General features: G+C 71.6%; 25 protein-coding genes. 15 read left to right on the top strand and 10 right to left on the bottom strand.

The window, feature by feature from the left end; genetic code table 11:
* The first annotated feature begins 23 nt into the window (after nucleotides 1-23).
* The 6 genes from JNK12_15490 to JNK12_15465 all read left to right on the top strand — a co-directional run bounded on the left by JNK12_15490 (nucleotide 24) and on the right by JNK12_15465 (nucleotide 6,282).
* Nucleotides 24-719, top strand: a complete 696-nt coding sequence (locus JNK12_15490) for a hypothetical protein (GenBank protein ID MBL8777345.1) — start codon at nucleotides 24-26, stop codon at nucleotides 717-719.
* Between the two features lie 86 nt (nucleotides 720-805).
* Nucleotides 806-2,395: a sulfatase-like hydrolase/transferase gene (locus JNK12_15485; protein ID MBL8777344.1), complete on the top strand. Its 1,590-nt coding sequence runs from the start codon at nucleotides 806-808 to the stop codon at nucleotides 2,393-2,395.
* Between the two features lie 130 nt (nucleotides 2,396-2,525).
* Complete coding sequence (locus JNK12_15480; protein ID MBL8777343.1) at nucleotides 2,526-3,719, top strand: acyl-CoA dehydrogenase family protein; 1,194 nt, start codon at nucleotides 2,526-2,528, stop codon at nucleotides 3,717-3,719.
* A gap of 132 nt (nucleotides 3,720-3,851) precedes the next feature.
* The gene (locus tag JNK12_15475; GenBank protein MBL8777342.1) at nucleotides 3,852-4,202 is read left to right on the top strand and encodes a hypothetical protein; all 351 of its coding nucleotides are present in this window, start codon (nucleotides 3,852-3,854) and stop codon (nucleotides 4,200-4,202) included.
* Nucleotides 4,165-5,433: a hypothetical protein gene (locus JNK12_15470; GenBank protein MBL8777341.1), complete on the top strand. Its 1,269-nt coding sequence runs from the start codon at nucleotides 4,165-4,167 to the stop codon at nucleotides 5,431-5,433. Before JNK12_15475 ends, JNK12_15470 begins: the two co-directional genes overlap by 38 nt.
* A 132-nt stretch (nucleotides 5,434-5,565) precedes the next feature.
* Entirely contained in the window at nucleotides 5,566-6,282 is a 717-nt protein-coding gene (locus JNK12_15465) for an MBL fold metallo-hydrolase (GenBank protein MBL8777340.1), read from the top strand.
* Between the two features lie 60 nt (nucleotides 6,283-6,342).
* Here the strand turns inward: JNK12_15465 and ppsA are convergent, their stop codons facing one another.
* Nucleotides 6,343-8,925, bottom strand: coding sequence for a phosphoenolpyruvate synthase (gene ppsA, locus JNK12_15460; protein MBL8777339.1), 2,583 nt, complete (start codon nucleotides 8,923-8,925; stop codon nucleotides 6,343-6,345).
* 189 nt (nucleotides 8,926-9,114) lie between these two features.
* Between ppsA and JNK12_15455 the strand changes: the two genes are divergently transcribed.
* Nucleotides 9,115-9,657, top strand: a complete 543-nt coding sequence (locus JNK12_15455) for a hypothetical protein (GenBank protein ID MBL8777338.1) — start codon at nucleotides 9,115-9,117, stop codon at nucleotides 9,655-9,657.
* Nucleotides 9,658-9,762: 105 nt separating this feature from the next.
* On the opposite strand, the gene JNK12_15450 is transcribed toward JNK12_15455, so the two are convergent.
* Nucleotides 9,763-10,926, bottom strand: a complete 1,164-nt coding sequence (locus JNK12_15450) for a hemerythrin domain-containing protein (GenBank protein ID MBL8777337.1) — start codon at nucleotides 10,924-10,926, stop codon at nucleotides 9,763-9,765.
* A 17-nt stretch (nucleotides 10,927-10,943) separates the two neighbouring features.
* Entirely contained in the window at nucleotides 10,944-11,582 is a 639-nt protein-coding gene (locus JNK12_15445; GenBank protein MBL8777336.1) for a TetR/AcrR family transcriptional regulator, read from the bottom strand.
* A 185-nt stretch (nucleotides 11,583-11,767) separates the two neighbouring features.
* Between JNK12_15445 and JNK12_15440 the strand changes: the two genes are divergently transcribed.
* Nucleotides 11,768-12,427 carry an MOSC domain-containing protein gene (locus JNK12_15440; GenBank protein ID MBL8777335.1) on the top strand — a complete coding sequence of 220 codons (660 nt, stop codon included), beginning with the start codon at nucleotides 11,768-11,770 and terminating at the stop codon, nucleotides 12,425-12,427.
* Nucleotides 12,428-12,476: 49 nt separating this feature from the next.
* On the opposite strand, the gene JNK12_15435 is transcribed toward JNK12_15440, so the two are convergent.
* Together JNK12_15435 and JNK12_15430 are read right to left on the bottom strand one after the other, a co-directional pair.
* A complete protein-coding gene (locus JNK12_15435) occupies nucleotides 12,477-12,803 on the bottom strand; it encodes a type II toxin-antitoxin system PemK/MazF family toxin (protein MBL8777334.1) in 327 nt (108 codons plus the stop codon).
* Complete coding sequence (locus JNK12_15430; protein MBL8777333.1) at nucleotides 12,800-13,036, bottom strand: antitoxin MazE5; 237 nt, start codon at nucleotides 13,034-13,036, stop codon at nucleotides 12,800-12,802. Before JNK12_15430 ends, JNK12_15435 begins: the two co-directional genes overlap by 4 nt.
* A 102-nt stretch (nucleotides 13,037-13,138) precedes the next feature.
* Between JNK12_15430 and JNK12_15425 the strand changes: the two genes are divergently transcribed.
* Both JNK12_15425 and JNK12_15420 read left to right on the top strand, forming a co-directional pair.
* Nucleotides 13,139-13,357, top strand: coding sequence for a ribbon-helix-helix protein, CopG family (locus JNK12_15425; GenBank protein ID MBL8777332.1), 219 nt, complete (start codon nucleotides 13,139-13,141; stop codon nucleotides 13,355-13,357).
* Nucleotides 13,354-13,704 carry a type II toxin-antitoxin system PemK/MazF family toxin gene (locus JNK12_15420; protein MBL8777331.1) on the top strand — a complete coding sequence of 117 codons (351 nt, stop codon included), beginning with the start codon at nucleotides 13,354-13,356 and terminating at the stop codon, nucleotides 13,702-13,704. The genes JNK12_15425 and JNK12_15420 overlap by 4 nt, the downstream gene beginning before the upstream one ends.
* 65 nt (nucleotides 13,705-13,769) lie before the next feature.
* On the opposite strand, the gene JNK12_15415 is transcribed toward JNK12_15420, so the two are convergent.
* Entirely contained in the window at nucleotides 13,770-14,840 is a 1,071-nt protein-coding gene (locus JNK12_15415) for an acyl-CoA dehydrogenase family protein (GenBank protein MBL8777330.1), read from the bottom strand.
* Between the two features lie 54 nt (nucleotides 14,841-14,894).
* On the bottom strand, nucleotides 14,895-16,073 hold the full coding sequence (locus JNK12_15410; GenBank protein ID MBL8777329.1) for an acyl-CoA dehydrogenase family protein: 1,179 nt from the start codon (nucleotides 16,071-16,073) through the stop codon (nucleotides 14,895-14,897).
* Between the two features lie 121 nt (nucleotides 16,074-16,194).
* Here JNK12_15410 and JNK12_15405 point away from each other — a divergent pair, with 121 nt between their 5' ends.
* A complete protein-coding gene (locus JNK12_15405) occupies nucleotides 16,195-17,127 on the top strand; it encodes a hypothetical protein (protein MBL8777328.1) in 933 nt (310 codons plus the stop codon).
* Between the two features lie 30 nt (nucleotides 17,128-17,157).
* On the opposite strand, the gene JNK12_15400 is transcribed toward JNK12_15405, so the two are convergent.
* Together JNK12_15400 and JNK12_15395 are read right to left on the bottom strand one after the other, a co-directional pair.
* A complete protein-coding gene (locus JNK12_15400) occupies nucleotides 17,158-18,339 on the bottom strand; it encodes a hypothetical protein (GenBank protein MBL8777327.1) in 1,182 nt (393 codons plus the stop codon).
* A gap of 27 nt (nucleotides 18,340-18,366) precedes the next feature.
* Nucleotides 18,367-19,260, bottom strand: a complete 894-nt coding sequence (locus tag JNK12_15395; protein ID MBL8777326.1) for a sulfite exporter TauE/SafE family protein — start codon at nucleotides 19,258-19,260, stop codon at nucleotides 18,367-18,369.
* Nucleotides 19,261-19,680: 420 nt separating this feature from the next.
* On the opposite strand from JNK12_15395, the gene JNK12_15390 reads away from it, so the two are divergent.
* The 4 genes from JNK12_15390 to JNK12_15375 all read left to right on the top strand — a co-directional run bounded on the left by JNK12_15390 (nucleotide 19,681) and on the right by JNK12_15375 (nucleotide 22,011).
* Nucleotides 19,681-20,760, top strand: a complete 1,080-nt coding sequence (locus JNK12_15390; GenBank protein ID MBL8777325.1) for a hypothetical protein — start codon at nucleotides 19,681-19,683, stop codon at nucleotides 20,758-20,760.
* Nucleotides 20,761-20,902: 142 nt separating this feature from the next.
* Nucleotides 20,903-21,136, top strand: coding sequence for a type II toxin-antitoxin system ParD family antitoxin (locus JNK12_15385; GenBank protein MBL8777324.1), 234 nt, complete (start codon nucleotides 20,903-20,905; stop codon nucleotides 21,134-21,136).
* Between the two features lie 58 nt (nucleotides 21,137-21,194).
* The gene (locus JNK12_15380; GenBank protein MBL8777323.1) at nucleotides 21,195-21,476 is read left to right on the top strand and encodes a type II toxin-antitoxin system RelE/ParE family toxin; all 282 of its coding nucleotides are present in this window, start codon (nucleotides 21,195-21,197) and stop codon (nucleotides 21,474-21,476) included.
* A 97-nt stretch (nucleotides 21,477-21,573) separates the two neighbouring features.
* Nucleotides 21,574-22,011, top strand: a complete 438-nt coding sequence (locus JNK12_15375) for a helix-turn-helix domain-containing protein (GenBank protein ID MBL8777322.1) — start codon at nucleotides 21,574-21,576, stop codon at nucleotides 22,009-22,011.
* An 18-nt stretch (nucleotides 22,012-22,029) separates the two neighbouring features.
* On the opposite strand, the gene JNK12_15370 is transcribed toward JNK12_15375, so the two are convergent.
* A partial coding sequence (locus JNK12_15370; GenBank protein MBL8777321.1) for an ATP-dependent helicase occupies nucleotides 22,030-23,713 on the bottom strand: 1,684 nt, incomplete at its 5' end.

Here is a 23,713-nt window from a genome sequence, read left to right as displayed (position 1 = left end):
CCCGCCGCCCGAGGAGGTAGGTCGTGGTCGCCGAAACCGGTCCCCCTGACGCCGACACGGTCGAGGTCGTCCGAGTCGCGGTTTACCGGGCGCTGGCGCGCACCGGGCGGCTGCCGCGTGGCGGCGCCCTCGCGGAGCTGGCCGGGAGCAACGTCCGCCTCGGCCGGGCCATCGAGCAGCTCGCCGCCGACCGGCACCTGGCCCTCGACGAGCAGGGCCACATCGTCCTCGCCCACCCCTTCGCCACCCGCTCGTTCGGCTACAGCGTGATGAGCGCCGACACCCTCTGGTGGGGCGGCTGTGCGTGGGACTCGTTCGCCATCCCTCACCTGGTGCCCGACTGCGGGACGGTCGTCGTGGCGTCGACCTGCCCGGCCTGCGACCGCGCCCTCGCCTGGCGCTTCGACGCCTCGGCGCCGCCGGAAGGACCGGAGCGGGCGCACTTCCTGGTGCCGACCGCCCACATGTGGGACGACGTCGTGCACACGTGCAGCCACCAGCTCCTGTTCTGCGACGACGCCTGCATCGATGCCTGGCTCGACCGCACCGGCAACGCCGAGGGCTACCGAATGGACCTCGGGACCCTGTGGCGCTTCGCGGCCCACTGGTACGACGGCCGCCTCGAACCCGGGCACCGCCGGCGCGAGCCCGCCGAAGCCAGCGCCTACTTCCAGGAGGTCGGCCTGCGGGGAGCCTTCTGGGGCCTACCTGAGGGCTGAGACCCGGCCCGGCGGACGTGCCCGCCACGGGTGTGACCCATCGGACACAATGGCGCCCACCCCGACCCGCCTTTGAGGAGGTGACGGTGTCGCGCCGTCCCAACATCCTGCTCGTCGTCACCGACGAGGAGCGCTTCCACATCCCGCAGCCCGAGGGGTTCGCCCTCCCGGCCCACGAGCGCCTTGCCGCGGGCGGGACCAGCTTCACGAACTACTACGCCGCCGCGGCCATGTGCAGCTCGTCGCGCTCGGTGATCTACACGGGCCAGCACATGCCCCTGACCCAGATCCACGACAACGACAACATGCCCTACGTCGACCCGCTCGACCCGGCGCTCGGCACCATCGGCACGATGCTGCGCGACGCCGGCTACTTCACGAGCTACCAGGGCAAGTGGCACCTCTCGAAGCTCTACAAAGAGCCGGGCGATCCGTCCACGGTCGACGCCCTCGAGCCCTACGGCTTCTCGGAGTGGAACGACTGGGGCGACATCGACGGCGGCGCCTGGGCGGGCCTGCGGGTCGACCCCGTCATCGCCGGTCAGGCGGTGAAGTGGTTGCGCGAGCGGGCCCCTGTGGTGGCCGAGGACCAGCCCTGGTTCCTGGCGGTCAACTTCGTGAACCCCCACGACATCATGAGCTTCGATTTCGGCGGCAGCTCGCCGGTCCAGCTCCCGCCCAACCTCGCCCACGCGGTGGTGGCCAAGCCCCCGGCCGAGGTGCCGATCTACCAGCGCCAGTGGGACGTCGACCTACCCGCCAACCTCGGCGACGATCTCTCGGGGGCGGCGCCGGCGGTGCGCGAGTACGCCGACATGATGGATCTCGTGTTCGGCGAGGTCGCCGGCGAGGACAACTGGCACCAGGCGCTGAGCTTCTACCTGAACTGCATCCGCGACGTGGACCGCAGCATCGACCTCGTCCTCGATGCGCTGGTCGCGACCGGACAGGCCGACCACACGGTCGTGCTCTTCACCGCCGACCACGGCGACCTGGTCGGGTCCCACGGCCTGCGCCAGAAGGGCAACCTCGTCTACGACGAGAACTTCCACGTGCCGCTGATCGTCGACCACCCCGACCTCGCCGGCGGCACGACCACCGACGCGCTCGCCTCGGCCGTCGACCTGGCGCCGACCCTGCTCGAGTTCGCCGGCGTCGACGCGGCCACGGTGGCGGAGCGCTACCCGGCGCTGCACGGCCACTCGCTGGTCGCGAGCATCGACGGTGGCGCGCCCGTCCGCGACGGCGTCCTCACCGCGGTGGAGGCGGTCACCTACCTCGACGCCGGCTTCTGGCACCACTTCGGCGACCCCGACGTGGCCGACAAGGTGCTGGCCGGAGAGCTGCGCCCGGACTGGCGCAAGCGGGGCTTCCTGCGGGGCTTCACCGACGAGCGCTACACGTTCGGCCGGTACTTCTCACCCCTCGACCCGAATCGGCCCGCCGACGTCGATGCCCTCTTCGCCGAGAACGACGTGGTGCTGTACGACCGCCAGACCGACCCGGGCGAGACGGTGAACCTCGCCGCCGACCCGGCGCACCGGGACCTCGTCGAGACCTACCGGGCCAAGCTCGAGGCGCTCATCACCACCGAGATCGGCGAGGACCGCCACGACTGGGTCAGCGAGCGCCCCCAGCTCCTCGGCTGGCCCACCTGGCGCGGCGACGCCGCCTGACGACGGCCCCGCCCACACGGGAAAGCCCGACCCGCCCCACGCAATACGCTTCGGGCGCCGACGTCCCCACCCGCCACCCCACCGACCACCGCCGCCGCAGGATCGGGGACGCAGACCTGGAGGTCCCACCATGAGTGCACCTACCGACGCCGAGCTCACCGAGCGCACGAACGCGCTGGTCGAGGCCTGCCGTGACTTCCTCGACGACCAGGTGCGTTTCCGGGGCGCCCAGTTCGACGCCGGCCTGGCCCTGGTCCACCTGCCCGAGGGCGCCGGCGGGCTCGGCGGCAACCGGGGCCAGCAGGCGGTGATCGACGCCATCCTCCGGGCCAACGGCGTGACCTACGAGGACCTGCGCATCAACCCCATCGGCATCGGCATGGGGCTGCCGACGGTGCTGGCCTACGGCAGCGACGAGCTCAAGGAGAAGCACCTGCGCCGGATCTTCACCGGCGAGGACATCTGGTGCCAGCTGTTCTCCGAGCCCACCCACGGCTCGGACGTGGCGGGCATCCCGAGCCGGGCCGTGCGCGACGGCGACGAGTGGGTGGTCAACGGTCAGAAGGTCTGGACCACGCTCGCCCACCTCTCCAACTTCGGCATGCTGCTCACCCGCACCGACCCCGACGTCCCCAAGCACAAGGGCCTCAGCTACTTCGTGCTCGACATGCACGCCCCCGGCGTCGACGTCCGGCCGCTCTACCAGATGACCGGCGAGGCCGAGTTCAACGAGGTCTTCCTCACCGACGTGCGCATCCACGACTCGCAGCGACTCGGCGCCACCGGCGACGGCTGGCGGGTCGCCACCACGACGCTGATGAACGAGCGGGTCGCCCTCGCCGGCGGACCGGCGCCGAAGGGCTCGGGCGTCATCGCCGGGCTCGTGAGCCTGTGGGAGAAGCGGCGCGACCAGTTCGACGAGGACGAGCGCGCCCGGTGGCGGGACCGGGTCGCCGGGCTCTGGGTCGAGGCGGAGGTCGGGCGCCTGACCAACGCCCGGGCCAAGGAGAACGCCATCGGTGGCAACCCGGGCCCGGAGGGCTCGGTGGCCAAGCTGGCCTCGGCCGAGCTGAGCATCGCCGTCAACGAGGCCATCGTCGACCTGCTCGGCCCGGAGGGCATGCTCCACCTGCCGGGTTACCCGATGTCCCGCTCCTCGGACTCGATGGCGACGCCGACGGGCCGCTTCCTGCGGTCTCGGGCCAACACCATCGAGGGCGGCACCTCGGAGATCATGCGCAACATCCTGGGTGAGCGCGTCCTGGGCCTCCCCGGCGACGTCCGCGTGGACAAGGACCTCCCCTGGAGCGAGATCCCCCGCTGAGAGGGGAGGGGCCGCGGTCCCTCGCCCGGCCCCACCGAAGAAGAAGATTCCTCCACCCGTGTCGAATTCGGGTCGCCCGGCGCGTCACCCTCCTGTCGGCGATGATCGCCGGCGACGACGAGAGGAGTGGACATGAAGTACTTCGTGCTGTTGGCCGGCGACGGTGAGATGCCCGGCTGGGACGAGCTGAGCCCAGAGGAGCAGGAAGCCGGGTTGGCCAAGCACCTGGCCTTCGACGAGGCCTGCGCCGCCCGGGAGGGGGTCGAGATCGTCGGTGGCGAGGCACTCGACGCCACGATGGCCACGACGCTGCGCACCCGCGGCGGCGAGATGACCATCACCGACGGGCCCTTCGCCGAGGCGGCCGAGGGGATCGGCGGGTTCTACGTGCTGGAGGCGCCCGACCTCGACACGGTCATCGAGCTCTGCCGGGTCCTGCCCGCCTATGACATCGACATCCGACCGGTCCTCGAGCTCGGCTGACGCCGCGCTCGCCGCGGCCTACCGGTCCGAGTGGGGCCGGTTGTCGGCGCTGCTGGTGGCGCGGACCCGACGCCTCGACCTGGTCGAGGACGCGCTGGGCGAGGCGTTCGCCCGGGCCGCGGAGACCTGGCCGGCCGCCGGGGTCCCGAGGAACCCCGGCGGCTGGCTCTACACGACCGCGCACCGCCAGGTGCTGGGCCGGTTGCGGGCGGAGGCGGTGGCCGGGCGCAAGGCGCCGCTGCTCGCGGTCCGACCCGACTGGGTGGCCCCGGACCCGCCCGGCGGCGAGCTGGTCGACGAGCGACTGCACCTCGTCCTGTTGTGCTGCCACCCGGCCCTCCCTCGGGACTCGCGGTCCGCGCTCGCGCTGCGCCTCGTCATCGGGACGCCGACCGAGGAGATCGCCCGGCTGTTCCTGGTGTCGACCCCGACCATGGCGGCCCGTCTGACGCGTGCGAAGAAGAAGATCGTCGGCGCGGGCATCCCGCTCGGCGCTCCGGCCGCCGACGAGCTCGGCGCACGCCTGGACGAGGTCTGCCGGACGATCTACCTGGCCTTTACCGCCGGCTACACCCCCGGGACCGGTCCCGAGCTGCTCCGGGCCGACCTCGCCGGCGACGCCGTCCGCCTGGCAGCGGTGCTCACGGAGCTGGTGCCCGACGAGCCGCAGGTTCGGGCACTCCATGGGCTGCTCCTGCTCCAGCACTCGCGCCGAGACGCGAGGGAGGAGGCCGGCCGGCTGGTGACCCTGGCGGAGCAGGACCGGTCCCGTTGGCACCGCGACGAGATCGACGTGGCGCTGGCGCTGGTCGCCGGCCTCGAGCCGAGCTCGGGGTACGCCGAGGAGCTCCGCCTCCAGGCCCTGATCGCCGCAGAGCACGCCTGCGCCGAGACCGCGAGCGCCACCGATTGGGGAGCGATCACCGCGCACTACGCGGTCCTGGAAGCGCAAACGGGGTCCGCGGTCGTGCGCCTCAACCGTGCCGTCGCGGTGGCCGAGGCGACCGGTCCCCGAGAGGGCCTCGCCTTGCTGGACGGGCTCGACGCCCTGCTCGAGGACAGCCACCGGCTTGCTGCCGTCCGCGGCGAGCTCGCCCGCAGGGCCGGCGACCTCGAGCTCGCAGCCGCCTCGTATCGAGTCGCGCTCGCCCGGTGTGGCAACGACGTCGAGCGCGCCCACCTCGAACGCCAGCTGATCCTGGTCGAGCAGGGGTCTGACCCGTCGAGTTGACCTGACGGCCTGGTCGCAGGGTCGGCCGCGATCACCCGTCGACCGCTCGGCGATGCCGGGCGGGCCAGGAGTACGATCGGCCCGCGAGCGGTGGCCACCAGACCTGGCGTCACCGTCGCCGAGGGGGTGCCGGTGAGCTACGACACGAAGGTCGACGAGGTCGGCGACGGCGTGTACCGGCTGTCGACCTGGCTGGAACCGGCGGGCCTGGTCTTCAACCAGTACCTGCTCGACGCCGACGAGCCGCTGCTCTTCCACACCGGGCAGCGGGCGCTGTTCGCCGACGTGTCGGCGGCGGTCGCGTCGGTCATGCCCATCGAGCGGCTGCGCTGGATCGCGTTCGGGCACCTCGAGTCCGACGAGTGCGGCGCGATGAACGAGTTCCTGGCCGCCGCGCCACAGGCGGAGGTGGTCGGCACCCACCTCGCCAACATCGTGTCGCTGTTCGACCTCTGCGACCGGCCTCCGCACTCGATGGGCGACGGTGAGGTACTCGACCTCGGCGGCAAGCAGGTGCGCATGCTCGAGACGCCCCACGTCCCTCACGGCTGGGACGCGCACCTGCTCTACGAGGAGGCCACGCAGACGCTGCTGTGCGGCGACCTCTTCACGGCGACCGGCGAGTCGCCTGCGGCGACCGACGCCGACATCGTCGGCCCCGCGATCGCAGCCGAGGACCTCTTCGGCGCGACCTGCCTCACCCCGGCCACCGCGCCCACCATCGCGAAGCTGGCCGAGCTGGGCGCCGAGACCCTGGCGCTGATGCACGGCCCGGCGTTCACCGGCGACTGCGCCGGCGCCCTGACCGCCCTCGCCGACGACTACGCCCGACGTCTCGCCGACGCCTGACGCCTGACGACGGGCGACGGGCGACGGGCCACCGGCGGGCTCCCGAGCCGTCGTGGTGGCTCAGGCCGTGTCGAGCACCTCGACCCAGCCGTTCGTGCCGTCGACGCGCAGGCGCTGGCCGTCCTCGATCAGACGGGTGGCCCCCTCGACGCCGACGACCGCGGGCAGGCCGTACTCGCGGGCGATGACCGCGCCGTGGGTCATGAGGCCGCCGACCTCGGTGACCAGCGCATCGACCGCGACGAAGACCGGTGACCAGCTCGGGTCCGTGCCCTTGGTGACGAGGATGTCGCCGGGCTCGAGGTCGTGGGCGTCGCCCACGTCGAGGATCACGCGGGCCCGGCCCTCGACCACACCCGCCGAGACCGCGAGACCGGCGAGGGCGCCGGCGGGCACGTCGTCGCGGTGGTACGAGCCACCGACGACCTCGCCTTCGGAGGTCATCACCCGGGGTGGGGTCAGCGTCGCGTAGGAGTGGAACTCCTCCCGCCGCCGGCGGATCAGGTCGCGGTCGACCTCGTGCGTGCGGGCGGCCTCGGCGAACTCGTCGAAGGACAGGAAGGAGACGTCGTCGGGGGCGTCCACCACCCCGGCGGTCACGAGCCGGTCGGCCTCCGCGAGCAGCGACCGCTTGTAGATCCAGTAGCGGCTGATCATCCGGTACTTGGGGTACTCCCGGTAGCCGGCGAACACCCGGACCCGGTCGATCATGGCCTTGGTCTCGGCGGCCTTCGTCTCTCCGTCCGACAGGGCACGCAGCCGCTCGAGCACCTCCCGCTCCTTCTCGGTGGCGACCCGCAGGCCCTCGGCCACCCGGCGTTCCCGCTCGCCGTCGGTGAAGTTCTCGACGTTGGCCAGGATCAGGGGGACGAGCGTGCTCGGGCGCTCGCTCCAGCGCGGCCGGGTGATGTCGATCTCCCCGACGCAGCGCATGCCGTAGCGCTCGAGGTAGTCGCGAAGCGCGTCGGCGGTCTCGGCGCCGCCCGCCACCTCGGGGAGCCGGTCGAGGAAGGTGTCGTCGTCGCCCGCCCCATGCAGGAACGCGACCACCTCGGGGTGGGCGCGGACCACGTCGGCGACGTCGAGCAGGGCGAGCCCCATCTCCGCGGTCACGTTGCCCGTCAGCGACTGGGACAGCAGGTCGACCACGTTGGTCTCGCCGAGCCACTCCTCGAGGTGGTCGTTCAGCCAGAACGCCGCCTCCATCGACGTGAGGAGCACCGGCAGGCTCTCGGGGTTGGCCAGGCGGCTGCGCATCTCGGGCAGGTCCTCGAGGATGAAGGCGAACACCTCGGGGCCGGTCTTGTCGGCGATCGCGGCGGCGGTCGCCGCCAGCGAGTCCTCCGTGCGCTCGACGAGCCGGGCGACCAGCTCGGGGTCGGCGTCGATCATCGACGGTGCGCCGGGGGCGCCCGGGATGGGCAGCGGGTCGCCGTCGTCGGCGGGCGGAGGTGGGAGGAAGCCCTCGCGGTCGACGAGCGTCTGCAGTGCGTCACCGATGAGCGGGTCGGACTTGCCCAGCCCGCCGATGATCGCCGGCCGGATCGCCGGCGACGCCAGGTTCTCGGCCACGTCGACGAACAGGCGCCCGCCGGCGACGTACATCGGGCGCATGGCGGTGAGCTGCCAGACCGACAGCCCGAGCGGTGTCATGGGCTCGGTCATCATCTGCTGGTGCCCGACCGAGACGAAGACGTGGGTGGCGTCGTCGTGGACCTCGGGGACCGGGAAGAGGGTGGTGATGGGCCGGCTCTGCACGACCGCGATGCCAGCGTCATCGAGGCACCACTCGATGTCCTGCGGTGCGCCGAAGTGGGTTTCGAGGTGGCGGCCGAGTGCGTCGAGCTCGAGCACCTGGGCGTCCGAGACTGCCGGTTCGCGGCGTTCCGCAGAACGCTCAGCGGTGACGATGGCGCCGTCGCACACCCGGTAGGTGTCGGGGGTCACCTGCCCGGCCACCAGCACGTCGCCGAGTCCCGGGACCGCCTCGACCGCGGTCACCAGGCGGTTGCCGGTCACCGGGTCCGCGGTGAAGAGCACGCCGGCCGCTCGGGCCTCGACCATCGTCTGGACGACCACGGCCATCCGCGCCGCCCGCTGGTCCATGCCCTGGCGTGAGCGATAGGCCACGGCCCGATCCGTGAAGAGCGACGCCCAGCAGCGGCGGACGTGGTCGATCACACCCTCTGCGCCGACGACACCGAGGTAGCTGTCCTGCTGGCCGGCGAACGAGGCGGTGGGCAGGTCCTCGGCGGTGGCGCTGGAGCGAACCGCGACCGGCGTGTCCGGGCCGAGCGCGGTGAGCGCCTCGCCGATCGCCGCGGCGAGGTCGTCGGGGACGGGGAGGGCCTCGACCGCCGTGCGCAGGCCCCCGGCGAGGGCCGCCAGCCCCTCCCGGTCGTCGGCGCCGACACCGGCGAGCTCGGCCAGCAGGGCGTCGATCTCGGGGGCTGCCGCCACGACCCGGGTGAACGCCCGCGTGGTGACGCAGAAGCCCGGCGGCACCCGCACCCCGTCCACCCGGAGCAGCTCGCCGAGGTTCGCCCCCTTGCCGCCGGCGACGCCGATCAGTGTCCGGTCGATCGCTGCGAGGTCGACCACCTCGCCCTGCTCCGCCCGGTCCACTGCGTCGGCATCGGTCATCCGCGTCCCCTCGTGTCGTGTCGTGTCGTGTCGTCGTGGCCGGCGCCGGCGTGGCCCGCCGATCCGGAGGGCGCATTCTCAGCACGGATCCGGTCCTTGCCACAAGCCCCCCACCCTGCGGTACGGTTTTCACGGCGGGGGAGGACGACCGGCGCGGCGGCGCCTCGATCCGGCGGTCATGATCGTCGGGTGCTCTCCCTGATTGGCGGTGCGCCGCGGTGCGGCAAGACGCTGCTGGCCCAACGCGTGGCATCGGCGCTCGGCGCCGGCTGGTGCTCGACCGACACCGTGCGCGACGTCGTGGGCATGCTCCGGCCCGACTTCGGCCCCGCCGGCGACGTCGGCGTTCCGCCGGGTGCCGAGGCCGACCTCTTCTTCCCCTACTTCGAACGGATGGCCGAGAGCTGCGCCTACCTCGCCGACGACTACGTGATCGAGGGGGTGGGCTTCCTGCCCCGCCACGTCGCCAAGTTGGCATCGTGGGTCGAGCGGCGGGTCGTGTTCGTGGGCATGGTGGAGCCCCGCCTCGACGCCATCCTCGCCCACGAGGGTCGCAACCGCTGGCACCGCCACCTGCCCCCCGAGACCCTCGCCCTCCTTCCGGCGTGGATCGCCGACTGGAGCCGCGTCCTGCGTGACGAGTGTCGCGAGGCCGGCGTGCCCTACGTCGACCTCAGTGTCGACTTCGACGCCGGACACCGGCGGGCCGAGGACCTCCTCCTCGGTCGTTGAGCTCCAGACGGACGGCGTCCGCATGGGGGCCTTCCGGCATCGAGGCAACCATCGACAGTGTGGGACGCGTGGTGATTCCGAGGCGGCTCAGCGATGAGCCCGGGATCACCCCGGGACCGGTCGACGTCCTGGGCGTTGGGTGCCGGCCACGGCGCCGAGGCGCTGCAGATCTTCGCGGAGGGCTGCGTCGCGGTCGCGGTGGTTCGGGGCGAGGGTCGCGTAGATCGGGTCGAGGACCTTGGGGCCGCGCACCACCTCGAAGGTCTGGATCACCCGGGCGCCGCCGTCGGCGGGCTCGACCCGGATCCTCCAGATCGAGCTGTCGGGGTAGAGCCTCGTCGGCACGGTCCGCCACACGAGCTCGTGGTCGTCCGCGCTCAGCACCTCGCAGACTCGTCCCCAGCGGAGCAGCCCCTGGTGGTTGCGTCCGCGGAACCGGGCGCCGGGCTCGGCGTGCGCCGCCCCGCCGAGCCAGGTGGCGGCGACGCACTCGTGGCTCCACTCGCCGACCCGGGTCGGATCGCGCACGACGTCCCAGACCGCGTCGGGATCGGCATCCACGACCACCTCCGTCCGACCGGTCTTCTGGACCCGTCGAGTGGCGCGGGCCGGGTGCCAGCATGCGTCACGCTCGCGCCGGTAGGCCCGGCCGAACCCGTGGACCAGGACGAATCGCTGGACGGGTGGCACGAGGCCGAGGACCAGCTCCCGGGACTCGGGGGTGGCGTCGTCGATCAGCCAGTGGCCTTCCTTGCCGAGCTGGGCGGGCGACTTGCCGTCGAGGTTGTGCTCCTGCTCGATCGCTTTCCATTCGTCGTCGGTGACGGCCGCGGCGACCAGGGGCATGGCCTCGTCCTCCTCCCGGCGCAGGTGGGGGAGCAGGTCGGCTTCCAGCGCGACGATCGCGTCGAGGAGGCGGGAGCAGTCGGTCTCGGCGTCGCTCGCCGCGTAGGCCGAGGCGGCAGCCTCCACCTCGTCGACCCGCTCGGCCACCGCTCGGTGGTCCGCGTCCATCGCGTCGAGGAGGGCGGCGGCGTCCGGTCGTCGGTCCCGCACCACGGGGTACAGACCGTTGTCCTCGGACTCGTGGTGGGCGTGCAGGAACGTCATCATCCAGGCGAGGTGGCGGGCGATGGCCCGGCGCTGCCGGTCGCCCGGCGGCGGGCTCGCCGCGAGGGCGGTGGTGGCGCGCTCGATGTCCCGGCGCAGGGCGTCGTGCACGACGGTCATCATGCGGGTGTCGGCCGGTGCGGTGGCGGCGACGTCCATGGCAAGCCTCCCTGGGGTCAGGTGTGCGGAAGGGTGCGCTCGAGGAGCGTGGCCATCCACGCCTCGTACGCGTTCGGCGTCCAGCCGGCGGTGTCGACGAGCAGCAGGTAGAGCTCGGGGCTCAACAGGGCCCACACCTCGTCGGCCTCGACCGTCGTCGGGGCCCGGCCGAGGATGAGGACCAGGCCGGCTTCGACGTCCGAGCGCTGACGGGCCCGGGTGGCGGCGAGCACCTCGGCGATCTGCTCGTCGGCCGGCGCCGCCTCGCGGATGACCCCGGCGTACGGGGCCGTGCGCTCGTTGATGGCCCGGATGAGCGCGGCGGCGCCGGCGATCCGCTCGGACCGCGGGCCGCGGCCGAGTGCGGCGAACTCCTCCCGCTCTGCCACCGCCACCTGCTGTTCGTCGCCGACCACGGCCACGTCGATCACCGCCTGCAGCAGCACCCGCTTCGACGAGAAGTGGGAGTAGACGGTCTCGGTGGCGACGCCGGCGGCCTTGGCCACGTCACGCATGCCGGTTCCGGCCCACCCCCGGGTGGTGAACAGCGAGCCGGCGGCCGCCATCACCGCGGCCCGGGTCTCCTGCGCCTGCTTGGCGCGCCGCGGCGATTCGTAGCGACGGGTCGTCTCGGCGGCGCTCGCCTTCGTGGTCACGGTTCCAGGATAGGACGATCCTGTATTCAGTACAAGAGCGTACTGGTCAATATGCGACCCGGAGTGCTCGACGTGCGCTCGAAGGAAGCGGCCCTCGACGGCCACGGTCGATGCGGCGCAGGTCCCTCGAGTCCGGTGGTGGCGGTTCGGCCCTCGACCAGCCTCCCGCCGGTAGGTTGCGGTCCGTGATCGACGTGGCCGCCGTCAACGTGGGGACACCGGCGGTGCTGGCGGACGCCGGCGGCGAGCGCGTGTACAGCGGGATCGCGAAGCGGCCGGTCGCGACCGGGACGATCCTGTGGCTGTCCCTGGTCAACCTCAGCGGTGACGGCCAGGCCGACCTGGCGGTGCACGGAGGCCCTGACAAGGCGGTCTACGCCTACCCGTCCGAGCACCTGCCGGCGTGGGAGGACGAGCTGGGGGAGACGCTCGGGGACGCACCGTTCGGGGAGAACCTGTCGACCGCCGGCGCGCTCGAGGCCGACGTCCACATCGGTGACCGGTGGCGCTGGGACGGCGCCCTGCTCGAGGTGTGCCAGCCTCGCTGGCCCTGCTTCAAGCTGGCTCTGCACCGCCAGCGGGCCGACATCCAGGCCCGCATGCGCTCGAACGGCCGGACCGGCTGGTACCTCCGGGTGCTGGAGCCCGGTGAGGTCACCGTCGGGTCGACGCTCGAAGTGGTCGAGACCGACCCGCGCTCGGTGTCCGTGCTCGATGCCCACGAAGCGATGGGCGACCGCCACCTCGAGCGCCGGGACCTGGTCGCCGCCCTCGCCGAGCACCCGGCCCTCGCCGCCGAGTGGCGCGTCCCCCTCCAGGATCGGCTCGCCCGCCGCGGCGGCTGATCAGCGTCCCGTCCCTCGCCGCCGGCCGGCGAGGTGAGCGCGCGGAGGATCAGCGGCAGTCGACGGCGACCGACAGGGCGGCGCAGACCTCTCGCATGCGCTCGTCGCTCAGGCGGCCCAGGCGGTCGACCAGGACACCGAGGGACACGCTCTCGACCAAGTCGAGGTTGACCGCGCTCGGTCGTGGCACGGGATCCGCCCCCGGTTCGAGCAGCACCTCACTGGCCAGGCCGCGAACGGTCGTCGTGCAGGGAGCGACGAGGGCGCGGCGCAGGCGAGGGATGGCGGCGTCCCGGCTGAGCACGACGACGGGGCGACGGCTGATCTCGGGCAGCTCGCACCACCAGAGCTCGCCCCGGCGTGGCTGGTCGCTCATGACGCGGCGGCGGCCGAGCGGAACGACGCGAGGTCTCCCCACTCATCGGGCTCGTCGAGCGGCCGCTCGTCGTAGGCCGAGTAGGAGGCGTCGATCTCCGTGCTTCGCCGTTGCGCGAGCAGAGCGTCGAGGGCCTGGTCGAACAGCGCCGCGTCGGTCGGTGCGCCGGTCGCCTCTCTTGCCTTCGCGAGCAAGGTCCCGTCGACGGTCGTGCTGACACGTGTGCGAGCCATGGCATGACTATGCCACTGTCCCACGTTGGCGACAACGGCGCCGTCGGCGCCGCCCGCATCGGGTTGGTAGCCGGTGGGTAGCACCAGTAGTAGCATCAAAGTATGAAGCTCAGCGTCAGTCTGCCCGAGGAGGACGTGGCCTACCTCGACACCTACGCGCAGGATCGTGGTCTCGACTCCCGTTCCGCAGCGTTGCGTCGAGCGGTCCGGCTCCTCCGGGCCTCCGAGCTCGGTGCTGCCTACGAGGAGGCATGGGCGGAGTGGGCGGGCGGCGACGACGCCGAGCACTGGGACACCGCGACGTCGGACGGGCTCGGCTGATGCGTCGGGGGGAGATCCGCTGGGTCGACCTCGATCCGGTGCTCGGCTCGGAGTCCGACAAGCGCCGGCCGGCCGTGATCGTCAGCAACGACGGTGCGAACACGACGGCGAACCGACTGGGCCGAGGGGTGGTGACGGTCGTGCCGGTGACCAGGAACACCACTCGGGTGTACCCGTTCCAGGTGCTCCTCAGCGCGGAGGCGACGGGCCTCCCGCACGACTCGAAGGCCCAGGCCGAGCAGGTGCGGTCGGTTGCGGTCGAGCGCATCGGGGATGCCCTCGGCATGCTGTCGGGCCCGGACGTGGCCGCGCTCGACGAGGCGCTGCGCCTCCACCTGGCCCACTGATCCACCCGACGACGCGGACTTCGACCAGATCTCGGAACGACGGTGATCGGCCGCCGTGAACTGTCTCAGCCGGCGGCGATGCCGGCGCCGATGGTGGTGAGCTGGTCGGACTTGCCGCCGAGCTCGTGCTCGAGGGTCTTGGCCCAGAGGAAGTAGCGGTGGACCGGGTAATCCCGGTCGATGCTGATGCCGCCGTGGACGTGGAGGCTGGCGTGGCCGACGATGTCCGCCGCCCGGGCCGCCCAGTACTTGGCGATGGCCACGGACTCGGTGGCCTCGGGGGCGTGTTCGTCGAGCATCGTCGCGGCCGACAGCGTCGTCAGGCGCACCCCGTTGAGGGCGATGAACGCGTCGGCCAGTCGGGTCTCCACGGCCTGGAAGCTGCCGATGGGCCGGCCGAACTGGTGGCGCTGGCCCGAGTACTCGGCGGTCACGCGCAGCGCCTTGTCGCAGGCGCCGAACACGAGCGCGCACACGCCGAGGGTGGCCAGGTCGACGAGGCGGGCGACGCCCTCGGGGCCGGCGACGCGCTCGGCGGGGGCGCCGGCGAAGGTGATCTGCCCGGCCCGGAGCTTGTGCTGGAGCAGCTGGGGCTCGATGGTGACGCCGTCGGCGCCGGCCTCGACGGCGTAGACGCCGTCGGCCGCGGTGACGAGCAGGACATCGGCGGTGGGGGCGAACCCGACCGCGGTCTTGATGCCGTGGAGACCGCTCCCGTCGTGGGTGAGCGCCGGCGCCCGCAGCGGGGCCCGGGGGTCGTCGGCGAGGGCCACCGCGAACGTTCGCTCGCCCTCGGCGACGCCGGCGAGCATCGCCGCGGCCTGCTGGTTGGAGGCGTGCTCGGCGACGAAGATCGTGCCCATCAACGTCGGTTGCAGCGGGACGAGTGCACACGCCCGGCCGAGCTCCTGCAGCAGCAGGGTCGCCTCGACCGCGCCGTAGCCGGTGCCGCCGGCGGACTCGGGGACGCAGAGGGCGAGCAGCCCGGCCTCGGCGAGGGTCGACCACAGCGCGGTGTCGACGCCGGTGTCACCGTCCTCCACGGCGCGGCAGCGCTCGCCGGTCACCTCTCCGGTGAAGATCTGCTCGGCCAGCGCGACGACGGCCTCCTGCTCCTCGGTCAGGTCCAGGTCCATGTCAGCGCTCCTCGAGCGGGTGGGAGGGGATGAGGCGGGCGAGGGCGGGCCGGCTCACCGGGGGCTCCCCGGCATGCCGAGGGCGAACACCGCGATGAGGCCCCGCTGCATCTCGTTCGTGCCGCCGCCGAAGGTGAGGACGTGCTGGCTGCGGATGTCGGCCTGGAGCTGGCCCCGGAGCACGGCGCCGGGCGAGCCGTCCTCCACGCCGGCGGCCGCGCCCACGATCTCGAGCATGAGGTCGTAGGCCTCCATGTAAAGCTCGGAGCCGTAGACCTTCACCACCGAGGCGTCGGCCGGGTTGAGCGGGTCGCCCCGCTCGGCCTTGAAGGCGATCTCGTAGTTGGCCAGGCGCAGGAACTCGTGGTGGGCCCGGATGTGGGCCAGGTTCCGCTGCACCCAGGGGAGGTCGATGATGCGCTCACCGTCGGCGGTGGTCGTCTCCTTGGTCCACGCCAGCAGGTCGCGGTAGCGGCGCTCGATGATCCCCGACGAGCAGATGGTGACCCGCTCGTGGTTGAGCTGGTTGGTGATGAGCCCCCAGCCGCCGTCCTCGGGCCCGACCAGGTTGGACACGGGCACCCGCACGTCCTCGAAGAACGTGTAGTTGGTGTTGAACGACCCGATGGAATCGATCGGCGTGTAGCTGAAGCCCGGGGTGTCGGTGGGGACGATGATCATCGAGATCCCCTTGTGGCGGGGGGCCTCGGGGTTCGTGCGGCAGGCGAGCCAGATGTAGTCGGCGTCGCTGGCCAGTGAGGTGAAGATCTTGGTGCCGTTGATGACGTACTCGTCGCCGTCGCGCACGGCCCGGGTCTCGAGCGCGGCCAGGTCGGTGCCGTGGTCGGGCTCGGTGTAGCCGATGGCGAAGTGGATCTCGCCGGCGAGGATCTTGGGCAGGAAGAACTGCTTCTGCTCCTCGCTGCCGAACTGCATGATCGTGGGCGCCACCGAGTTGACGCTGAGGACGGGCACCGGGGCGCCGAAGGCCATCGACTCGTCGAAGAAGATGAACTGCTCGACCGGCGTGAGGCCGCGGCCGCCGTACTCCTTGGGCCAGCCGACGCCGAGCCACCCGTCCGCCCCCATCTTGAGGGCCACCTTGCGGGGCACGGGGCCGACGCCTTCGGTACCGCGCAGCTCCTCCCGGAGCTCGGGGGTCATCAGCTCGGTGAAGTAGGCACGGATCTCCTCTTGGAGGGCCGCCTGCTCCGGCGTGAAGCGGAAGCGCATCGGGAGATCATGCCCGACCGCCGGCGCGGGGGCGGCACGAAGGGCGCGGCGGCGGCGCTGCGCAGTGGCGCCGTGCCTCCCTGGACCGGCGTCGCCCGTGGTCGGAGGTTACGGTGCGGGGATGAAGCGGTTCTCGGGGGCGGCTGCCTCGTTCGTGCTCGCAACGGTGGCGGGCGGGATGGTGCTCGTCGGCGCGCCCGTCGGCGCTCAAGGGGCGCCGACCCCGCCGACCGAGGCGTCCGCCGTCTTCGACTCCCCGGGCGAGGACGCCTTCGTCGTCCCCGAAGGGGTGTGTGCCGTGACCGTCGAGGTCGGCGGTGCTGGCGGCGGGGCGTCGTCCGGTGAGACGAGTGGGCTCCCCGGCGGCGAGCGGCCGGGTGGCCTCGGCGGCCAGGTCACCGCCGAGCTCGCCGTGACGCCGGGCGAGGAGCTCACCGTGGTCGTCGGTGGCGCCGGCGGCGACAGCGCGCCCGCCAGCTCCGGTGGCGCCGGCGGGTTCAACGGCGGCGGGACGGGCGGTGAGCTCAACTTCGCGTTCGGCGGTGGTGGGGGCGGCGGCATGTCCGAGGTCCTCCGCGGCGCCGAGGTGCTCGTCGTGGCCGGCGGCGGTGGTGGCGGTGGTGACGGCATCGACGGCGGCGGCGTCGGTGGCGACGGCGGTGAGGGCGGCACCGACGGCCAGGACGGCGTCAGTCAGGGCACCCCCGGCCTGGGCGGCGCATCCGGCGGCAACGGTGGGACCGCGGGAACCGGTCCCTTCGGTGAGGCCACCGACGGGTCGCCCGGCCAGGGTGGTGACGGCGGCGGCAGCCTCGGTAGCGGCGGCGGCGGCGGTGCCGGCGTCCTGGGTGGTGGCGGCGGCGGTGGCGGCGGTGAGTCCAGCGCCGGCGGTGGTGGCGGCGGCTCCAGCCTGGGTCCGGCGGGTGCGGTCTTCGCCACCGGTGTGATCGCCGGTGACGGCGTCGTCACTTTCACCTACGAGGCCGGCGGCGCCTGCGCCCCGCCGGTCGTCCCCGCTGAGCCGATCGACGTGGCGCCCCGATTCACCGGCTGACCCGCCGGCGCCACCGGCGCCGCCCTTTGATCAGGGTGCGTCGAGGGCGACGACCATGCGCATCTCGATCGAGCGGCGGACGACACCTTCGCGGGCGGCGTGCGCCGCCTCGGTCCAGGTTGCCGCTCCATGGCCACACACGCCCGCCGGATCGCGGCGGGCCTCGTCGGCCACGGTGGCCATGGTCGAGATCGCGTCGCGCAGCCCGGGGGGCGTGCCGGCGGGAAGGGGCTCGGCGGCGGAGGGGGTCGAGGCCAGTGCTTCGGTGATCCCTGCGGCGTCGCCGGCCGAGGCCGCGGCCTCGACGTCTTCGAGGGCCACGAACCACTGCTCGGCGACGTCCTCGCCGGGCAGGATGCCGGCGCCGTGCGGTGTGCTCAGGGTGTCGAAGAGCCAGGCGTGGCGGTGGTCCATGTCCGACCGGAAGCACCACCGTTGGCCGGGGTCGTGCAGGAACAGCCAGATGTCGTTGACGACCATCTCCTCGTCGCGCTCGAGGAACGTCGAGGTGGGCAGCCCGTAGCGGAGCTGGTGGCGGGGCCGGTCGAGGCTGGTGCCGTCGCCGAGCACCAGGGGTTGGACCGGCTGGCGCAGCGGGATCCACAGGTTGACCAGCATGAGGCCGGCCTCGTCGTTGTGGTCCTCGGGCGAGTGGTACCGGAAGAGCTCCGGCGCCCGCCCGCCCATCACCTGGGCGAGCGGCGTGCCGAAGACGTCCTGGTCGGCGTGGACCGAGGTGGCGATGCCGTGGCCGTTCATCCCCACCGAGCGGGCCCCGACCACCTTGCGGCCGTTGGGGCCGCCGTTGCGCATGATCAGGCCCTCGTCGGCCACGTGCATGACGGTGACCGTCGGCCCCGACAGCAACGGCAGGGTGGCGCCCCCCAGGGCGGAGCGGATGACCGCGGCGTCTGCGTCGTCGATGCGCCCGCTCGCCAGGACGTGGCCGAGGGTCGCCTGCAGGTCGTCGAACCCGGACAGGTCGACGGTGTCGAGACCGGCGCCGAGCAGGTCGGGCGCGTCGGCACCGGGAGCCGAAAGGTCGGTGGCCGGACACCGGTGCTGCTCGATGGTCTCGTCGGAGTACGGCCCGCCCCGCACCCCGGCCCGGAACAGCCCGGGGTGCGCCTCGTCGGGGATCGCCACCGCCGGCGGCGTGAACCCCAGGACGACCGGGACCTCGACCTCGACTCCTACGTCGGCGACGGCCATGGCGCGACGCTAACGGACGGAGCGCGGTCAGGTCGCGGGGGTGGGCTGCCTCGAGGCCTGAAGGCGGGGGCGCAGCGCGGCGAGCGCCACGAGGACGACGACCAGTCCGTAGGCGAGCCAGCGTCCATCGCCGATGTCTCCGCTGTTGCTCAGCTCGCGCGCGTTGGTGAGCAGGAGGAGGGCGCCGACCGCCACGCCCATCGGCCGGGGCGGGATGTGGCGGATCGACCACGCCGCCACCGGGGCGGCGAGCATCCCGCCGAGAAGCATGGCCGCGATGATCCCGATGTCGAGATCTCCCTTGCCGACGGCGGCGATCAGTGAGGTCACCGAGACGGCGGCGACGGCGACCTCGGCGGTGTTCACCGAGCCCACCGCGAACCGCGGCGCCAGCTGGCGGCCCATCAGGAACGGGGTGACCACCGGCCCCCAGGCGCCGATCATGCCGTTGGTGATGCCGCCGGCGGTGGCCACCACCTCGACGCCCTTGTCGTTGAACGGCGGCATCTTGTCGGGGTCGCCGGCCAGGTCCTCGAACTCCTCCGGCTTGGCGGTCACCGGTCGGCTGAAGCGCCAGAGGATGCGCAGCCCGATGATGATCAGCAGCACGGCGAGGGCGGGCTTGATGACGTCGCCGTCGACGTTCGAGAGGATGGTCACGCCGATGAGGGCCCCGACGGCGCCGGGGATGGCCAGCTTCAGCACGAGCTTGTGGTCGATGTTGCGGAACCGCCAGTGCGAGATCGCCGCGGCGATGCCGGTGGCGACCTTGGCCAGGTTGACCGTGGTCGAGACCGACGCCGGCGACATGCCGGTGCCGAGGAGGATGCTCGAGCTGGTGGGCCCGAAGCCCATCCCGAGCGCCCCGTCGACGAGTGAGGCGGCGAACCCGGCCAGCGCCACGAGGAGGAGGTCGTCCATGACCACCAACGTATTACCTACCCAGCAGATAGACAAACTGATCATGGTCGAGTGGGGCGCGCCGCCGCCGTGAGGAGCGCACACCCATCCCCCTGGGCGACTTCGGCCACCCAGGTCGCTCGCTCCGGCCGCAGCCAGCGTTCGACCTCGTCGCCGTCGACGGCGACCTCGAAGCCGCCCCAGCGGGCATGCTGGTCGGATGGGCACGACCGGGCACGCCATTGCGCAGGTCGACGGCCGATGATCGACGAGGCGCTGGGATCCACGCCGGCGGGCCGGCGGCGGCCCGAGTAGATCGTGGCGCCCCGAGAAGGACCGCCGGGCCCGGGCATTCCACCCGGCATGTCGAACCTGCCGCCCCCGCCGATGCGACCGGCGCCACCCGCCGGGCGCCGACCGGTCGGGGTGATCGTGACGGTCGTGACGCTGCTGTGCCTCGTCGGGTTGGCGCTCTGGGTCGTCGTCGTGGTGGCGGTACTGCGAGCCCGTGTCGATGATCGCTCGGATGCGGCGACGGCGACCACGGCGAACACGGCACCGACCACGGCCGACACCGAGGACGAGACGGCGGACACCACCTTCACCATCCCGCCGTTCGGCCCGGACCTGGACGGGTTCGAGGGGGACATCGCGTCGATCACCGCGGTGCCCGCCGGCGCCCGCCCCTACGGGCTCGTCGCCGACGGCCAGGCGGTGTGGGTCACCAACAACGTGGGTGGGAGCGTGACCCGGCTCGACCCGGCGACCGGCCGCACCGTCGCGACGGTCGACGTCGGTGACTGCCCCGAGCGCCTGGCGCTTGGGGCGGGCGCCGTCTGGGTCCTGAACGCCTGCGACGGCACCGTCACACGCATCGATGCGTCGACCAACGAGGTGGTGACCACCCTCCTCCTCGACGCTCAGCCCCAGGCCATCGCCGCCACGGACGACGCCGTGTGGGTCACCACGCTGGGGGCTCCCAACCTGCAGCGCATCGACCCGGCGACCAACCAGTTCGTCGGCGGCGTGACCATCCAGGCCACGCTGGTCGGCGTCGCCGCCACCGACGAGGCCGTGTGGGTGACCGACGAGGCCGACGCCGGCCGGGTCCTCCGGGTGGACCCGAGCACCGAGCAGGTCGTGGAGGAGGTGGCCGTCGGCCCGGACCCGTCGGGCGTGGCCCTGGCCGACGACGGCAGCGTGTGGATCGTCGACCGCGGTGGCGACACGGTCACGGCGATCGCCGATGGTGAGGTGGTCGACGAGTACGCGGTGGAGGTGGGCGGCTTCGAGACGGGGACCCGTTCCGTCATCGCCACCAGCCCCGGCCGGGCGTGGGCGACCCACTCCGGAGCGCTGGTCCGCGTCGACGGGGAGACGGGCGAGGTGGCGAGCGCGCAGATCTGCACGCTGGAGGACGTGAACGCAGTGGCGGTCGTCGGCTTCTCCGTCTGGGTGACCTGCCTGGACAGCCTGGGCGACGCCGGCTCGGTCCAGCGCATCGACCTCGACGGCGGCTGACTGGCGCGTGGTGGAGCTGATGGGGCGGTGTTCGAACCAGACTCCTGTTCAGTTGGCGGCGCGGACCCGCAGGTCCTGGCCCTGCTGGGCGATGCTGTCGCGGGCCTCTTGGCAAACCTTGCCAAGAGGCTAGGATCAAACCGTGACCACCATGAACGTCTCGCTTCCCGACGAGCTCCGCTCCTTCGTGGATGCCCAGGTCAACGAAGGGAACTACGGGTCCACCAGCGAGTACGTCCGCGAGCTCATCAGGCGCGACCACGACCGCCGACAGCTTCGTGCGGCACTCCTCGAAGGCGCTCGGGGCCCGGTGACTGCCAACGCCGACGCCGCGTACTTCGCGTCGCTGCGAGACCAGGCGCGATCAGCGGGCTGAGATCGGCCTCGTGCAAGCCCAACTTCGCGCTGCCGCGGAGCGCGACGTCGAGGAGACGATGGTCCACTACCGCGACGAAGCAGGCCCCGAGATCGCCCTCGACTTCGTCGACGCGCTCGAGGTCGCGATCACGCGCCTCTGCGACCACCCGTACATCGGCTCCCTCCGGTTCGCCTTCGAACTCGAGATCCCGAACCTGAGGAGTTGGCCCCTCCAGCGGTTTCCCTATCTGCTCTTCTACGTTCCCGACGACGACCGCATCGACATCTGGCGGGTGTTACATGCTCGGCGCGACCTCCCGGCGTTCTTGACGGCTGACCCGGACAGGCCCGATTCCTGACGGCCGAACGGAGTGCAAGCTCGAAGGTCGCCGCCAGGGCCCAGCAGACGTGCGACGCAATCCGACACGCCCGGTCGGACGAGCCCACCACGATCGAGTGGACCTAACCGCGCTGTTCTCGAACCCCGTGGATCCCAACCCTCTCGGTGAGAAACCGCCGCAGGACGCCGATCCTGAGGTCGACGGACCCCGCACCAGACGGGCCAAGCAGGTGCAGCGTCGGCTGACGACCGACGAGGTGGCCGAGCTGGTCCGCCGCTACCAGGCTGGCGAGACCGCTGATCTGCTGGCCGCTGCCTTCCAGATCCACCGCACCACCGTGACCAGCCATCTAGAGCGGAACGGCATCCAGCGACGCGGCGGAGGTCGACGTGTGCTCGCCGCCGACGATGTCCAGGTGGCAGCCGAGCTCTACGAAGGAGGGCAGTCCCTGGCCAGCATCGGCCGGCAGTTCGATGTCCACCACACGACGGTGGCTAACGAACTACGCCAGGCCGGCGTGGAGATTCGACCTCGCCGCGGTTGGCCTCGTTGATGGTCGGGGGCTGGCTGTTCAGGATGCTTCGAACGCCTCGATGTAGGTCTTGTTCGCGTACACCGTCTGATCGATGTGTGGCTCCAACCAGTCGACAAAGACCGACTTCCCGAGCTGCGCGTCGCCGAGCCTCCTGGTTGACACAAGTGTGCATGACTTCCTTGCGCGGGTAAGGGCAACAAGAAGCTGACATACCTCCTCATTGTTGGGGGCCTGATTGTTGCGGGGGAAGTGGCCGGCGTTGATTCCAGCGATGAACACATGGCCGGCCTGAAGACCCTTAGAGCCCATCAGTGAAGTGACCATCACCAACGGCTTGGTCTCGTCCCACGGGTCCGGCGTATCGGGTTCGGGGGGCGCGAGCTGATCATCGAGTTCGTCGACTGAGACAGCGAGCGCATCGGCCAAGGAATTCCGGTCCTCAGAACTCATGTCCTCGTCTCCGTACGCCTTCGCAACCAGCGCAGCAATATCGCGTTGGCCGTCGAGGAACGCCTCCTGGAGCAAGGTCACGAGTGGCGTGCCAGAGGTCACGGCCTCTCTGACGGCCTCCTCCCAGCCGTCTGGTTGGGCAGTACCAGCGATGATGCGCCAGGCAAAGTTGCTGTCAGGTTCCTTCGCGAGGAGCCTGTAGGCGAAGACAAGGTCGTCGATTCCGTTGGTCTCTGGGCTACCGACGAGTTGGAATCCTGCGTCTCCGAGGTACTTCTCGACGAAGCTGCGGAACGGCTCTGGTGCGATGATCATTGCGGTCGGAAAGGTCTCGGCGTATGACTCGGCAATTTCGCCAGCCGGAATGCGTCGGATGCACTCCGCGATCAGGCGGCCGATGTACGGCGACTGCCTGTTGTGAGTCGAACAGGAGAAATGCTTGATCTTCGGGTAGAGGGCGCTCTCAGCGCTCTTTCCGGGCAGGTAGCACTCGTAACGCTTGTCGAGCCGGCCGGTCAGCAGCCCATTGGCCTTCGCTCGGTCAACAACCGTGTGTGTCGCGGCCACGAGGACCTCGGTGCACCGTGAGCAGAAGGGCAACTCGAATCGCTGGTACTGCCCTTCGGCAGCGAGCTCTCGGATTGCGTCGGGCGACGCGTCCCGGAAGGCGTACAGGGCCTGATCGTCGTCGCCGACGATGAGGGTAGGGCTCGATCCAGCGAGAGCCTTGATCAGTTCGACCTCAAGTGCACAAAAGTCTTGAAACTCATCGACCACCACCTGCGCGTAGGCAGGGACGTAATCAGGGTTATCCCTGAGTGCCCGGTACACCCGGAAGACTGAGTCGTCGTACCCGACAGCCCTGTAGTAGTCACCACTGCGGAGTGTGGACACCACTGCGGTTGAATCGGGCTCGAGGCTCCGGAATCGTTGACCGATCTCCATCTCGTCCATGGTCAAGCCCTCGATCAGGAGAAGATCTTCCGCGGCAAGCCTGATGAACGTGAACGGACGGTAGTGAATGTTGGGTGGTGTGCCGGGAAGGCCTTGATGGAGCAGCTTCTTGGCTAGGCCATGGAACGACTGGACCTCAGTGCCCTCACCCAGTGACCCACTTAGATCCTTTACCGGCTCTACGCGACTGAGTGGGGAGAGCGGGTTCGGATCCGGGGTGGGCGTGGGCGGGTGGGCCAGGTGATCCCGCCGGCGTGGAGCAGGACTCGGAGCCGGTAGTTCTCGAACGAGCGGAAGCCGTGACCGCACCGCTTGA

The organism is Acidimicrobiales bacterium, from assembly GCA_016794585.1.
In the GTDB taxonomy this organism is placed as follows: Bacteria; Actinomycetota; Acidimicrobiia; order Acidimicrobiales; family DATDAH01; genus JAEUJM01.
The sequence above is the reverse complement of the archived record's forward strand: the minus strand, read 5'-3'. Positions and strand labels throughout refer to the sequence as shown.